The organism is Methylorubrum populi (assembly GCF_002355515.1).
In the GTDB taxonomy this organism is placed as follows: domain Bacteria; phylum Pseudomonadota; class Alphaproteobacteria; order Rhizobiales; family Beijerinckiaceae; genus Methylobacterium; species Methylobacterium populi_A.
The window spans coordinates 1,725,024-1,738,578 of the sequence record NZ_AP014809.1 but is presented as its reverse complement, the minus strand read 5'-3'; the positions used below and the strand labels follow the sequence as shown (position 1 = coordinate 1,738,578).

At 72.4% G+C, this 13,555-nt stretch carries 14 protein-coding genes; 6 read left to right on the top strand and 8 right to left on the bottom strand.

The features are described from left to right. Position 1 precedes the first annotated feature (1 nt). The 7 genes from MPPM_RS07975 to MPPM_RS07945 form a co-directional block, all read right to left on the bottom strand. Entirely contained in the window at positions 2-1,558 is a 1,557-nt protein-coding gene (locus MPPM_RS07975; RefSeq protein WP_096484592.1) for a GMC family oxidoreductase, read from the bottom strand. Between the two features lies 1 nt (position 1,559). Then, positions 1,560-2,201 (bottom strand): thiamine pyrophosphate-dependent enzyme, encoded by a 642-nt coding sequence (locus MPPM_RS07970; RefSeq protein ID WP_096484591.1) that lies wholly within the window; start codon positions 2,199-2,201, stop codon positions 1,560-1,562. After that, a complete protein-coding gene (locus MPPM_RS07965) occupies positions 2,198-2,698 on the bottom strand; it encodes a thiamine pyrophosphate-binding protein (protein WP_017484969.1) in 501 nt (166 codons plus the stop codon). Before MPPM_RS07965 ends, MPPM_RS07970 begins: the two co-directional genes overlap by 4 nt. A gap of 136 nt (positions 2,699-2,834) precedes the next feature. Further along, positions 2,835-3,758 carry a LysR family transcriptional regulator gene (locus MPPM_RS07960; protein WP_096484590.1) on the bottom strand — a complete coding sequence of 308 codons (924 nt, stop codon included), beginning with the start codon at positions 3,756-3,758 and terminating at the stop codon, positions 2,835-2,837. 18 nt (positions 3,759-3,776) lie between these two features. Further along, entirely contained in the window at positions 3,777-4,406 is a 630-nt protein-coding gene (locus tag MPPM_RS07955) for a glutathione S-transferase family protein (protein WP_096484589.1), read from the bottom strand. After that, on the bottom strand, positions 4,403-5,053 hold the full coding sequence (locus MPPM_RS07950; RefSeq protein ID WP_017484966.1) for a Rieske 2Fe-2S domain-containing protein: 651 nt from the start codon (positions 5,051-5,053) through the stop codon (positions 4,403-4,405). Before MPPM_RS07950 ends, MPPM_RS07955 begins: the two co-directional genes overlap by 4 nt. Continuing rightward, positions 5,046-5,327: a hypothetical protein gene (locus MPPM_RS07945; protein WP_096484588.1), complete on the bottom strand. Its 282-nt coding sequence runs from the start codon at positions 5,325-5,327 to the stop codon at positions 5,046-5,048. The genes MPPM_RS07950 and MPPM_RS07945 overlap by 8 nt, the downstream gene beginning before the upstream one ends. Before the next feature lie 374 nt (positions 5,328-5,701). On the opposite strand from MPPM_RS07945, the gene MPPM_RS07940 reads away from it, so the two are divergent. The 6 genes from MPPM_RS07940 (at position 5,702) to MPPM_RS07915 (ending at position 12,742) form a co-directional block, all read left to right on the top strand. Continuing rightward, the gene (locus tag MPPM_RS07940; protein WP_096484587.1) at positions 5,702-6,829 is read left to right on the top strand and encodes a BMP family ABC transporter substrate-binding protein; all 1,128 of its coding nucleotides are present in this window, start codon (positions 5,702-5,704) and stop codon (positions 6,827-6,829) included. Further along, a complete protein-coding gene (locus MPPM_RS07935) occupies positions 6,829-8,418 on the top strand; it encodes an ABC transporter ATP-binding protein (RefSeq protein ID WP_096484586.1) in 1,590 nt (529 codons plus the stop codon). The genes MPPM_RS07940 and MPPM_RS07935 overlap by 1 nt, the downstream gene beginning before the upstream one ends. Further along, positions 8,415-9,467, top strand: a complete 1,053-nt coding sequence (locus MPPM_RS07930) for an ABC transporter permease (RefSeq protein ID WP_017484962.1) — start codon at positions 8,415-8,417, stop codon at positions 9,465-9,467. Before MPPM_RS07935 ends, MPPM_RS07930 begins: the two co-directional genes overlap by 4 nt. Before the next feature lie 24 nt (positions 9,468-9,491). Next, positions 9,492-10,427, top strand: coding sequence for an ABC transporter permease (locus MPPM_RS07925; protein WP_096484585.1), 936 nt, complete (start codon positions 9,492-9,494; stop codon positions 10,425-10,427). 14 nt (positions 10,428-10,441) lie between these two features. Then, the gene (locus MPPM_RS07920; RefSeq protein WP_096484584.1) at positions 10,442-11,836 is read left to right on the top strand and encodes an 8-oxoguanine deaminase; all 1,395 of its coding nucleotides are present in this window, start codon (positions 10,442-10,444) and stop codon (positions 11,834-11,836) included. 69 nt (positions 11,837-11,905) lie between these two features. Next, entirely contained in the window at positions 11,906-12,742 is an 837-nt protein-coding gene (locus tag MPPM_RS07915) for an aromatic ring-hydroxylating oxygenase subunit alpha (RefSeq protein WP_096484583.1), read from the top strand. Between the two features lie 259 nt (positions 12,743-13,001). On the opposite strand, the gene MPPM_RS07910 is transcribed toward MPPM_RS07915, so the two are convergent. Further along, positions 13,002-13,334 (bottom strand): hypothetical protein, encoded by a 333-nt coding sequence (locus MPPM_RS07910; RefSeq protein ID WP_096484582.1) that lies wholly within the window; start codon positions 13,332-13,334, stop codon positions 13,002-13,004. Positions 13,335-13,555 lie beyond the last annotated feature (221 nt).

The window sequence follows — 13,555 nt, the reverse complement described above, 5'->3', positions numbered from 1 at the left end:
CTCATCCTGCGGCATTCCGGATCAGGTCGGCGGCGCGCTCGGCGATCATCACCACGGCGGCCTGCGTGTTGCCGGTCGGGATCGTCGGGATCACCGAGGCGTCGGCGATACGCAGGCCGGCCACGCCATGCAGGTTCAGGGCCGGATCGACCACGGCGGCCGGGCCCGTGCCCATCGCGCAGGTGCCGCAGGTGTGGAAGAAGGTGGAGCAGGCCCGGGCCACGAAGGCGTCCGCCTCGGATCGGCCGAGTCTTCGGGCCGGGGTCAGCGGCACGGCGCCGAGGTCGCGGAAGGCGGCCGTGTCGGCGAGGTCGAGGATCGTGTCGACGGCGCCGGCCAGCGCCGCGCGGTCGGCGGGCTCGGCCAGGAAATTCGGCCGCAGCGTGATCGGGCCGTCCGGCTCGGCGCTCTCCAGGCGCAGGCTGCCGACACTGGTCGAGCCCATCAGCCCCGGCGAGACGGCGAAGACCGGACCGGACAGGTCGGCGGTTGCGGCGATCTCGGGGCCGGCATGGGGCCCCTGGACCACGAAGGCGTGGAGGTCCGGCGCGCGCAGGCCCGGCCGGCTGCGCCAGTTGAGCTGCGCCCCGCCGCCGTTGTCGCGCACCGGCCCCAGCGGCGCGCGGGCGGAGAAGTTGATCCCCATCAGCAGGGGATGGTCCTGGAGGTTCTGCCCGACGCCCGGCAGCGCGTGGCGCGGGGCGATGCCGAGGCGGGCGAGGTCGGCCGGAGCGCCGATGCCGGAGCGCATCAGCAGCGCAGGCGTGCCGATCGCGCCCAATGTCAGCACCACCTCGCGGCGGGCCCGCACCTCGGCGATCCCGCGCTCGAGGCCGAGCCGCAGGCCGGAGCAGACGGAGCCGGAGACCAGGAGGCCGAGGACCGTCGCGCCGGTGAGAATCGTCAGCTTCGGGTCGCCCGCGAGCGGCCGGATATAGCCGTCGACCACGCTCCAGCGCCGGGCCCCGCGCTTGTTCAGGTTGGCGAGCGCCGCCCCGGCATCGTTCGGCCCGTTGGCATCGGCCAGCACCGGCATGCCGCGTTCGGCCGCGGCCGCGAGCAGGGCGCGCGCGACGGGGTGGGGATCGTGCGAGGTCTCGATGCGCAGCGGACCGCCCGCCCCGCGCAGGGGCGTCTCGCCGCCTTCCCAATCCTCCGCCCGGCGGAAGTACGGGAGCACGGACGCGAAATCCCAGCCCGTCGCTCCGGCGGCCGCCCAGCCGTCGTAGTCGGAGGGGTGGCCCCGGTTCCACAGCATGGCGTTGATGCTGCTCGACCCGCCGAGCACCCGCCCGCGCGGGATCGCGATGGCGCGGCCGGCCACCTCGGGGGCGGGCGCGTAGGCGTAGCCCCAGTCGCAGGGACCACCGAGGAGCCCGACCCAGGCCCCGGCATCGGCGATGGCGGGGTCGGCGGTGTCCGGCGGCCCGGCTTCCACCAGCAGCACGGACAGCCCCGCCGCCGCGAGCCGGCCCGCGACGACGCATCCGCCGGTGCCCGCCCCGGCCACGATCACGTCGTAGGCGGCCTCCAGGGCGTCGGCGGCGTCGCGCAGCATCTCAGTTGTGCTCGCTCGGGCCCATGATGGTGACGCCCTCGCTCGCCTCCACGTGGCGCACGAAGATGTACTTGTCCTCGCGCCCGTCGCTGTGTTTGCGCCGGATGCCGGGCTGGACGGTGCCCGCGACCTTGGCAACGACGAGATAGGGAGCCTCGGCCGCAAGCCCTTCGGCGCAGTGCCGCTCGAAGCTGTCGAGGTCGTGCACCGTGTAGGCGTGTTCGAGGCCGGCGCCGCGGGCGATCGCCGCGAGGTCGACACGGCCCTTGGCGGTGTGCGTGGGCGGGCCGCCGATCGACTGGTAGCACTGGTTGTCCCAGACGACGACGAAGAGGTTTCTCGGCCGCTCGTTGCCCAGGGTGGCGAGGATGCCGAGGTTGAACAGCAGCCCCCCGTCGGTGTCGAGGGAGACGATGCGCCGGTGCGGCAGCCCGGCGGCGAGGCCGAAGGCCTGGGGCGTGACGCAGCCGAGCTGCTGCTGGAACAGGCTGGCGGCGCGCATGTGCGGCGCCGCGTTGTACCACTCGTCCACGCTGCCCCCGAGGGACAGGATCACGAGCTCGTCCCGCAGGCGGGCCGCGAGGCGCTGCATGCAGGCGTAGCGGGTCATCGGCCGGGCCGTCGCATCGCCATCCGCGCTCATCGTACGATGCTCCCGCCCAGCGCCACCGCCGCGTGGTAGTAGGAGGCGTAGGCCGAGGCGTAGGCGTCCGCGATGGCCGTCTCGATGGCAGCCTCCTCGCGCACCACCCGGTAGGGGATGCGCAGGGCCTGCAGCACCGGCTCCATGGTGATGCCGTGCGGGATCGCCCACCAGTTGTTCTCGCCGAGATCGCCCCGGTAGCTCATCAGCATCACCACCGGGATGCCGGCGCCGAGGCCCATGCGGGCGAGCGGCTCGACCGAGGCGCGCAGGCCGGAATTCTCCATCACCAGCACGGCGCGCTTGCCCGACAGGAAGACGCCGCCGCAGATCGCCGCGCCCTCGCCCTCATTGGTGACCGGGATGGTGCGCAGGTCCGGATCCGCGTCCAGGGCCGGGTAGAGCTCCTTGAACAGGGAATCCGGCAGGTAGCAGACGATCGAGACGCCCGCCCGCTTCAGGCCGCGGATCACGGCGTCGACGGCTCCAGGCGTCATGGGGTGTCGGGCTCCATCATGGATCGCAGGATCGACGCCCGACGATGTCCTGAATAGCCGCCGTTTTTCGCTCAGTCCGGTGCGCTCCACGCAACAGCTCGGCTCACGCCCGGATCGGGTCCGCATCAGGCCTCCATCAGGCCTGGCTCTGGGCCTCGACGGCACGGGCCAGCATCGCCGCGAGCGCCGCGCCCGCGTCCGAGAGCCGGTCGCGGTTGCGCGCCACGAGCACGAGCCGACGCGGGCGCAGCTTCGGATCGCGCAGGGGCACGAAGACGAGGCGGCCCTCGGCGATCTCGGCCTCGACGCCGAGCCGGGCCTGGAGCGAGATCCCGGCGCCCGCGCTCGCCAGCGCCACCATCGTCCCGACGGAGTTGGTGGTGACACGCCGCCCCACATGGGCGGAGGCGTCGGCCAGGGCTTCCTCGATCGTGGCGCCGAGGGTCAGGCTCGTATCCGAGAGGATGACCGCCTCTTGGGCCAGATCGAACATCCGCAGGGCCTGACGGCCCGCGAGCGGGTGCGCCGGATGCATCAGCGCGCCGATCGAGACCAGGGCCGCCGCGAGGCGCTGCGCCCCCCGCGGGGCGCGCAGGTCGAAGCCGAGGGCGATCTCGCACTCGCCGTCCGCGATCGCCGCGGCCGCCTCCGTCGATCGCATCACCTGGACATCGACCGCGATCCCCGGATGCCGCTCCCAGAACGCTCCCATCACCGCCGGGAACAGGCCGCGGGCGACGCTCTCGACCAGGGCGACGGTGACGGTGCCGCGGTGCAGGCCCTGCAACTCGCCGACCTCGGTGCAGGCCCGGCTGAGCTCGCCCAGGCTCAGCCGCGCCCGGTAGAGCAGGAGTTCGCCCGCGCTGGTGAGGCGCAGGCGCTGCCGGGCGCGCTCGAACAGTTTGGTGCCGAGATCCTCCTCGAGCTGGACGATCACACGGCTGATCGACGAGGGCGCGACGTTGAGCGCGCGGGCGACCTGCCGGATCGAGCCCGCGCGGGCGACGAGCTGGAAGTAGTGCAGCCGCGTCGAGACGAGGCCGAGGCGGTGCGGGTCCAAGGGCGTCCTGTCCGGCCGTCAGTGATAGTCGGGAATGCCGGGCATGGTGCGGAAGCCCGGCAGGCCGCGGACGCGGCGGCTCCAGCGGCGCAGGCCCGGATAGGCCTCGTGGTCGATCCCGAAGTCCCGGCTGAGGGCGAAGGCCGGGAACAGGGCGAGATCGGCGATGGTCAGGCCCGTGCCGGCGAACCAGCCCGCGCCCGAGAGCCCGCGCAGGACGATATGGTCCTCCATGGCTCGGAACGCCGCCCGCGACCGGCTCTCCAGCTCCGGCCCGTCGCCCGGATGGTCGAACAGGGCCGCGCGCCGCGCGAGGCTCGCCGCGTGCAATTCGCGCGTGGCGAAGGCGAGCCACATCAGGGTTTCGCCGAAGGCCGCCGGCTCCTGCGGCAGCCACGTCCCGGCGGGATCGTAGCGGCGCGCCAGATAGGCGAGGATCGCCTCGGCCTCCCGCAGCACCGTGCCGCCATCGACGAGGATCGGGAGCGTGCCGAGGGGGTTCAGATCGATCAGCGGGGAGCGGGTCTGCTCGGCGCCCGGGACCATGTCGACCGCCACGGTCTCGCAGTCGAGCCCGAGCGCCCCCAGCGCGAGCCGGACCTTGTAGCCGTTCTCGTCGAGTTCGTAGTCGTAGAGGCGAAGGCTCACGGCGCGGCTCCCTCGATGGTCCGGCGCAGGGCGATGCAGGCGGCGGCGAGGCGGGCGAGATCGGCTGTTGGCGCTTCGGGCGCGGCCGGAACCACGATGTGTGCCGCGCTCGCCTCCGCGGCGAGCGGCTGCACCGCGACGAGGACGGGCGATCCGGCGAGATCGAGGCGGGCGAGCCCATCGGACCCGGCGCCGCCGAGCGCCGCCGCGAGGCGCGCGGCCGGCGCGTCGAGGTAGAGGCTGCGCAGGGGCGAGACGGGGGCGGCCTCGTCGGGCGCGGCCTCCGGGGCGTCGTCGGCCGGGCTTCCCCAGCGGACCCAGATCAGCCCGGCCCGCTCCCGACACGGAAAGGTCCGCGTCCGGATCATCGGGCTCACCGCGAGATCCGGGTGGGCCGGGATGAAGCGGCACTGGCCGGCGGCGTCGTAGCGCCAGCCGTGATAGAGGCAGGCGATGTGATCGCCGCGCACGAAGCCGAAGCTCAGGCGCATGCCGCGATGCGGGCAGCGATCCTCCCAGACATGCACGGCGCCGGCGGCGTCGCGCCAGACCACGAGTTCGTGGCCGAACAGGCGCGTTCCCGCCGAGGTCGAGGGCTCGATATCGGCGCCCAGCGCGACCGCGTACCAACCGTCCGGCTCATCCATCGACATGTTCCCGCTCGAAGGTGGCGATCCCGGCCGAATCCGTTTCGCGCCGCTCGATCTCGTGGACGAGGCAATCCATGGGCCCGAGGCTGCAGGCCATCTCGAACGCATCGATGAAGTCGCGCTGGCCCGCGACGGCGACGACGATTCGGTCGGGCGCCGCCTCGCCCCAGGCCGCGTCCAAGGCGAGGAGGCGGGCGCGATCCTCCGCGAAGGCCCGGAAGCTCGCGGGCCGGAACCGTCCGGTGAAGGTCATGACGGCTGCACCGCCCATGGTCGTGCCCTCCCGGCTCGCGATGCCTCGTTTCGCGCCACCTCGAAGCCTTGCTTAAGGCTTCATCAGTTCTTCGCGCAAGTCCGCGCAAACCCGCGATCCTACGCCCTGGCGTTGTTGCGCTGGACGCACCGGGGTGGTCGGAAATTGGCGGCTATCCGGGACAGATCGGCGCGGTCACGCTTGGCCGATGCGGCGGTCGGAGCGGCCCCCGTCGAGGCATGGTTCTTGCCGCGCCGGATCTTGCCGCGTCGGATCTTGCCGCGTTCTTGCCGACGCCCTCCGCCGGACGTTCTGCCGGAGAGGCTGCGGTCACTCCCGCCACCCGGATTCGGGCGGCGATCCGAGAGGGAGCCAGTGCCGTGAGCGATGACATGCGCGATGCCGCCCTGCCGAGCCGCCGCCATCTGCTCGGCCTCGGAATCGGCCTTGGAGCCGGTCTCGGTGCCGGCCTGATCCTGCCGCCCGGACTGTGCCCGGCCCGGGCCCAGGCGCCGCTGCCGGCGGTTCCCGAGAAGGATGCGGTGATCGCCTTCGGACATGTCGGCCCGGTGACCGACGAGGGCTGGACCTGGAGTCACGACCAGGGAATGAAGGCGGTGCAGGCCGCTTTCCCGCAGGCCAAGACCCTGTTCGTCGAGTCGATCCCCTATTCCGCCGACGCCGCGCGCACCTTCCGGCAATTCGTCTCGAACGGCGCCAACCTCGTCTTCGCCACCTCGAATTACGGCGACTTCTTCTCCGACGTCGCCAAGCGCTCGCGGAAGGTCGGCTTCCTCGAATGCGACGGCCGCACCACGGCGGACAATCTCGGCTGGTACTACTTCGCGCACTGGTACCCGACCTACGTGCTCGGCGTCGCGGCCGGCCTGATGAGCAAGACGGGCAAGCTCGGCTACGTCGCCTCCTTCCCGGTGCCCTCGTGCTTCTCCTCGACCAACGCCTTCCTGATGGGCGCGCGCACGGTGAAGCCCGAGGCGACCGTGCAGGTCATCACGATCAATTCCTGGTTCGATCCGCAGGCCGCGACCCAGGCCGGCGTCGCGCTCGCCAACAACGGCTGCGACTTCCTCTTCGGCATCATGGACGAGGCCGGCTACCTTCAGGTGGCGCAGCAGCGCGGCCTCAAGGCGGCGATGTGGAACACCGACATGCGCCGCTTCGGGCCCGACGCCTATGTCAGCTCGATCGTGGTGGATTCGCGCAAGTACTACGTCGATCAGGTGGGCCGGCGCATCGCCGGCACATGGACGCCGGGCACCACGCTCCTGCCGATGGGCGGCGGCGTCGACCGCGACGCCTGGGGCCGGACCGTGCCCGAGGCCGTCGCAAAGCAGGCCGACGCCGTGCGCGAAAAGATCCTCGGCGGGTACACGCCGTTCGTCGGCGAGATCCGGGACAGCCAGAGCAAGGTCCGGGTCGCGGCGGGCAAGACCATGAGCGATCTCGACCTCTACAACTGGGACTGGTCGATCGAGGGCGTGACGGGCCTCGGCGCCTGATGGGGGTGCCGCTCGCGTTCCCACCCGGGACGGGCGCGGGCGCCGCACCCGCAATCCCGCCCGGCACCCCCGCCCTCGTCGAGTTGCAGGGGATCACCAAGGCGTTTCCGGGCGTGCTCGCCAACGACGCGGTCGATCTCACGGTGATGCCAGGGGAGATCCACGCCCTGCTCGGCGAGAACGGGGCCGGCAAGTCGACCCTGATGAACATCCTCACCGGCATCTACCAGCCCGATGCCGGCACGATCATCCTCGACGGCTACGCCCGCGCGCTGCCCTCGCCGCAGGCGGCGATCCGTGCCGGGACCGGCATGGTGCACCAGCACTTCAAGCTGGTGCCGGCCTTCACGGTGGCCGAGAACATCCATCTCGGCTGGTCGCGCACGCCCTGGCGCGCCTCGGCGGCGGCGCTCGAAGCGCGCACGCGGGCGCTCGCCGCGCGCTTCAACCTCGCGGTGCGGCCGGACGCGGTCGTCGGCGACCTCTCGGCCGGCGAGCAGCAGCGGGTCGAGATCCTCCGGGTTCTGGCCCGCGACGCCCGCCTCCTGATCCTCGACGAGCCGACCGCCGTGCTGACGCCGGCGGAGGCGCGAGATCTGTTTGCGGCCCTGCGGGCGTTCCGCGCCTCCGGAAACGCGGTGATCTTCATCAGCCACAAGCTCGACGAGGTCGTCGCCATCGCCGACCGGATCAGCGTGCTGCGCGGGGGCCGGAAGGTGGCGACGCGCCCCGCCGCGGGCGCGGACGAGCGCGGCCTCGCCGCCCTGATGGTCGGCCACGACATCACCCTGCGCAGGGCGCGTCCGCGGGCGGCCGGCACGCCGGTCTCGGCGGCTCCGGTGCTCGAACTCGATCGGGTCTGCGCGCGGGACGACCGCGGCCTCGTGGCGCTGCGCGACGTCACCCTCGCCCTGCATGGCGGCGAGATCCTGGGCATTGCGGGGGTCGCCGGCAACGGGCAGCGCGAGCTGAGCCAGGTCGTCACCGGCATGCGCCGGGTCGCGGGGGGGGCGGTCCGGATCGACGGCCGGCCTGTGGCCCGGACGGATGCGGCGGCCTTCGCGGCCGCCGGCATCGGCCATATCCCGGAGGATCGCCTGCGCAGCGGCCTCGCCCCCGACCTCAGCGTCGCCGACAACGCGGTGCTGCGGGAATATGCCGGCCCGCGCGTCGGCGGCGGCGGCCTGTTCCGGCCCTGGGCGGCGGCGCGCCTCGCCCGGACCATCGCCGCCGACGCCGCCGTCGCGGTGCCGGATTTCGGCATGCCCATCCGCAACCTGTCGGGCGGGAACCAGCAGCGCCTCGTCGCCCGCCGCGAGATCCGCGTCGCCGAGCGGGTCCTGGTCGCCGCCTATCCGAGCCGGGGGCTCGATGTCGGCGCCATCGACACCCTGCTCTCCTACCTCGCGGAGCTGCGCGACCGGGGCAGGGCGGTGCTGCTCTTCTCCGAGGAGCTGGAGGAGATCCTCGCGCTCGCCGACCGGGTGGCGGTGCTGTTCGAGGGACGGATCATGGGTGTGATGCCCGCCGCCGAGGCGGACGTCGAGACGCTGGGACTGATGATGGGTGGCCGGGGGGCGCGGGCATGAGCTGGCGGTTCCAGAGGGTTCCGACCGTCCCGGCCGGCGCCGCCCTGGCCGGACGGGTCGGGGCGATCCTGGCGGCGCTCGCCTGCGTCGCGGCGGTCCTGTCGCTCGCCGGCCTCGCGCCCGCGCGCCTCGGCGCCGAGGTGATCGGCTCCGCCTTCGGATCCGTCGCGGGGCTGGAGGATCTCGGCCTGCTCGTCACGCCGCTGATCCTCACCGGGATCGCGGTGGCGCTGACCCAGCGCATCGGCCTGTGGAACATCGGCGGCGAGGGCCAGTTCAACGCCGGCGCGCTGGCCGCGACCGCGGTCGGCCTCCATGCCGGCGGCGACGACGCCTGGGTCCTGCCGCTGATGGCGCTCGCCGGGGCGGCCGGGGGCGCCGCCTGGATCCTGGTGCCGACGCTTGCCCGGGCCTTCGCGGGCGTGAGCGAACTCATCACCACGCTGCTCTTGAACTTCGTCGCCGCCCTTCTGGTCGCGTGGCTCTGCACCGGCCCCTGGCGCGATCCCTCGGGCCGGGCGCTGGCGACCACGGCGCGCATCCCCGCCGAACTGCCGCCGCTGGGCGATACCCTGCACTGGGGCTTGCCCGCCGCGATCGCGGTGGCGATCCTCGCGGCCGGGCTGCTCGCTTTCACCCGCTTCGGCTACGAGGTGCGCGTCGCCGGCGCCAATCCCGGCGCGGCGCTCTATGCCGGCATCCCGGTCCGGGCGCGCATCGTCGCCGTGATGCTGCTCTCGGGGGCGGTCGCAGGGCTGGCCGGGACCATCGAACTCGCCGGCACCGTGCACCGGCTGCAGGGCGGCATTTCGAACAATTACGGCTATCTCGGCATCATGGTCGCGGTGCTCGCCCGCGGCTCCTGTCTCGGCGTGATCGCGGGCGCCGTGCTGATGGCGGCGCTCCTCAATGCCGGCATCGTGCTGCAGACGCAGGGCGTGAACACCAGCACCGTGCTCGCCATCACCGGCCTGATCCTGCTGTTCACGGCGGTCGGCGACGAGATCGTGCATTACCGGCCCGTGCGCCGGACCCGGATCCTGGGCTAAGGGCACCCGCGTGGAGGCGATCATTTGGATCTGATCACCGGCATCCTGTCCACGGCGCTCCTAGCGGGCGGGGTGCTCGCCCTCGCGGCGCTCGGCGAGGTGCTCGCCGAGCGCGTCGGCGTGGTCAATCTCGGCGTCGAGGGGCTGATGTCGCTGGGCGCGCTCACGGGTATCGCCACCGTGGCGGCGGTGCCGAGCCCGGCCCTCGGATTCGTCGCGGCGCTGGGCGTCGGGTTCGCCTTCGGCTGCGTCTTCGCCGCCGCCACCGTGCTGCTGCGGGCCAACCAGGTGCTGTGCGGTCTCGCCCTCACGCTCCTCGGCTCCGGGCTCGCGGCGACGCTCGGCCGCTCCTATGCCGGCGCCCCCGCCGCCGCCGTCTTCCCGCAGGTCGTGGTCCCGGGGCTCGCCGACATCCCGGTGCTCGGGCCGGCGCTGTTCTCGCAGAACGTGCTGCTCTACGCGATCTACATCGTCCTGCCGATCGGGCTGCATCTCCTGCTGTTCCGGACCCGGCACGGGCTGAACCTGCGCGCGGTGGGCGAGAGTCCCGCCGCGGCGGACGCCGCCGGCATCCCGGTTGCGGCGATCCGGTTCTGGTACGTCGCCCTCGGATCGAGCCTCGCGGGCGGTGCGGGAGCCTACCTGACGCTGGCCTTCGTGCCGTCCTGGTCGGAGGGCGTCGTCGCCGGCCGCGGCTGGATCGCCGTGGCCCTCGTCATCTTCGCCGGCTTCAGGCCGCTGACGGCGGTGGCCGCCGCACTGCTCTTCGGCGTCATCACGGCGCTCGGCTTCGTCGGTCAGGCCCGGGGCTGGCCGGTAGCGCCGGCGATCCTCTCGATGCTGCCCTATCTCGGCACCGTCGCGTTCATCATCCTGCCGGTGGTGGCGTGGCGGCGCCTGCGCGGCTGGTTCGCGGCCCCGGCCGCCCTCGGCCTGCCCTACCATCGCGACGTGCGCTGAGGGGCGCTGAGACCATGCCGACGCTGCTCCTGCGCCACATCGCCCACCTCGCCACCTTCGACGACGGGGGCCGCGAAATCACCGACGGCGCCCTCTACCTGCGCGACCACGTGATCGAGGCCGTCGGCACCGATGCCGAGCTCGGCGCAACTCCCGCCGACCGGGTGATCGACCTGTCCGGCCATCTCGTGATGCCCGGCATGGTGAACACGCATCACCACATGTACCAGAACCTGACCCGGGTGATGGTCCAGGACGAGCCGCTCTTCACGTGGCTGTCCACGCTCTACCCGATCTGGGCGCGCCTCGACGACGCGGCGATCAGCGTCTCCGCCCGGGTGGCGATGGCCGAGCTGATCGCCTCGGGCTGCACCACGAGTTCGGACCACCTCTACATCCGGCCCAACGACGTCACGCTCGATTCCACGATCGCGGCGGCGCGCGGGATCGGCCTGCGCTTCCACGCGGCGCGGGGAGCGATGTCGCGCGGGCAGAGCCAGGGCGGGCTGCCCCCCGATTCCTGCGTCGAGCGCGAGGCGGACATCCTCAAGGACGCCGAGCGGCTGATCCACGCCCACCACGACCCGGCCCGATACGCGATGACCCGCATCGTGCTGGCCCCCTGCTCGCCCTTCTCGGTGACGCCGGGCCTGATGCGGGAGGCGGCGGCGCTCGCCCGCGTCCACGGCGTCCACCTCCACACCCATCTCGCCGAGGATCTCGACGAGGAGGTCTGGTGCCGCGAGGCCTACGGAATGCGGCCGGCCGCCTTCGCCGAATCGGTGGGCTGGACCGGGCCGGACGTGTGGTTCGCCCACGCGATCTTCCTCGATTCCGGCGAGATCCGGCGCTTCGCCGAGACCGGGACCGGCATGACGCACTGCCCTTCCGCCAACATGCGCTGCGGCCAGGGCATCGCCAAGATCCGCGAGATGCTCGATGCCGGCATGACCTGCGGCCTCGGCGTCGACGGCTCCGCCTCGAACGACACCTCGAACCTCTTCCTCGAAGCGCGGCTGGCGCAGCTCCTCCAGCGCGTGGCGCCGGCGCGCTACGGCTCAGAACCCCCCGGCGGCCGCGGCGGCTTCGGCGGCACGCCGGGCGCCCTGTCGGCGCGGGAAGCCCTGGTCATGGCGACCCGCGGCGGCGCGAGGCTGCTGGGCCGGGACGACATCGGCCATCTCGCCCCCGGCATGAGCGCGGATCTCATCGCGGTGAAGCTCGACCAGCTCGGCCTGTCCGGCACGCAGCGCGATCCGCTCGCCGCGATGGTGATGTGCGGGCCGTTCCGGGTCTCGCACAGCTTCATCCACGGACGCCCGATCATCGCCGACGGCGCCTTCTGCGACCTCGACCTCGAGGCGCTGCTCGCCGAGCACGCCGCCACGATGGCGCGGATCTGGCAATGAACTGGCGGTGATCGGGCAATGAGCCGGGCGCGTCCGCCGGCGGCGCGCGGCCCTGAGGGGAGCCTTGCGATGGAACTCGAACCCGTGATCCGGGACGATTGGTACGTCGTCGGGTCGACCGAGGCCTGCCGCGAGGCCCCTTTGCGGACACGCCTCCTCGGCACCGAGATCGTCGTCTCCGGGAGCGATCCGGTCTCGGCGCGGACGGCGTCCGGGCGCGAACTGCCGGTGCGCACGCGTTACGGCTGCGTCTGGGTCAGCCTGGGGGCCCCGGAGACCGAGCCGCCCGCCATCCCCGAGGCCGACGAGGACGACCGGCGCCACGTGCTCTGCGGCGCCGTCGGCCTGCGCGCCTCCGGGCTGCGGATCATCGAGAACTTCCTCGACATGGCCCACTTCCCCTTCGTCCACACCGACATCCTCGGCGCCGAGCCGCACACCGAGGTGCTGCACTACACCACCGAGATCCGCCGCGACGTCGACGAGGTCTGGGCCACCAATTGCCGCTTCTTCCAGCCTCAGGCGGCCTTCTCGGCCAAGGGCGGGATCGAGACACAGTACCAGTACCGCGTCGCCACGCCCCACGTGACCATGCTGTACAAGACCTGCCCCAACGCGGCGAACCGGTGGGACGTCATCTGCCTGTTCGTGCAGCCCCTCGATCCCGATCGCTGCCGGGCCCATCCGGTGATGTTCCTGATCGACGACGCCTCCCGCCTCACCGATCTCGTCGCGTTTCAGCAGGTGATCTTCCTGCAGGACCGCATCATCCTGGAGAACCAGCGACCGGTTCTGCTGCCGCTGGAACCCCGCGCCGAGATCCCGACCCGCGCCGACTCGTCCTCTGTGGCCTACCGGCGCTGGCTCAAGGAGAAAGGCGTCCGCTACGGCACCACGATCGGGTGACGAGGCCCCCGAAGGCTCCGCAGGCCCCGAAGGCCCCGAAGGCCCCATGAAAACGGGCGCCCGGGGCGAAGACCATGTGAGACGCAAGCCTGTCCGGAACGTGATCGGCTCGATCCCGACCACCCGCCGAGGCGTCCGCCCCTTCGGCGCTCCAGCGCTGGCCTCACGGTCCGGAGGGCCCCTTCGGGCACCGTTCTCCACGCTCCGATGGCCGCTGCGAAGCCTCGCCACCGCCTGAAACAGTCAGGTCAGATAGGGCTTAGCGGCTGTCGAGGCGGCAGGAGAGGGGGGTTTCGACGGGGCAGGAGGCGGGTGGCTCTCGATAGATCCGTACCAGGGGCGGCGCATCGCCGTTTTCCAGCGCGTAGCGGCGCTCCTCCTCGGCGTAGTTCCAGCTCCACTCGTCGGAATGCTCCCCATCGAGAACGACGCCGGCCCGGCAGCCCCAGCCGTGCCTGCGCGCGATCTGGGCCTGCTCGTAGGTGACGGTGAAGTAGCCGAACTCGTGAAGCTCCCGGTCTCGGCAGAGAATCTGGCCGTCCGGCGTCACGATATCGCCCGGCTTCGCACCTTCCGGCAGACCTGATGTCATCGATGACTCCCACGCGTCGGAACCTGGTACGATCATACCGATCCTCAGCGTGTGGAACAGGCTATCGAGCGCTTCCCTGCAAAATAACGCCAGTCGGTGCCGGTGCCGAAGCGCTGGTGGCGGTGCGGTCCAGCCAGAAGCCGCCGGATTCGCGGCTGCGGACGGATCGGCGGATGCGGAGCCGCGCCGATGCCCGAGCCCGGCTCTCCCGCGCGCGATCA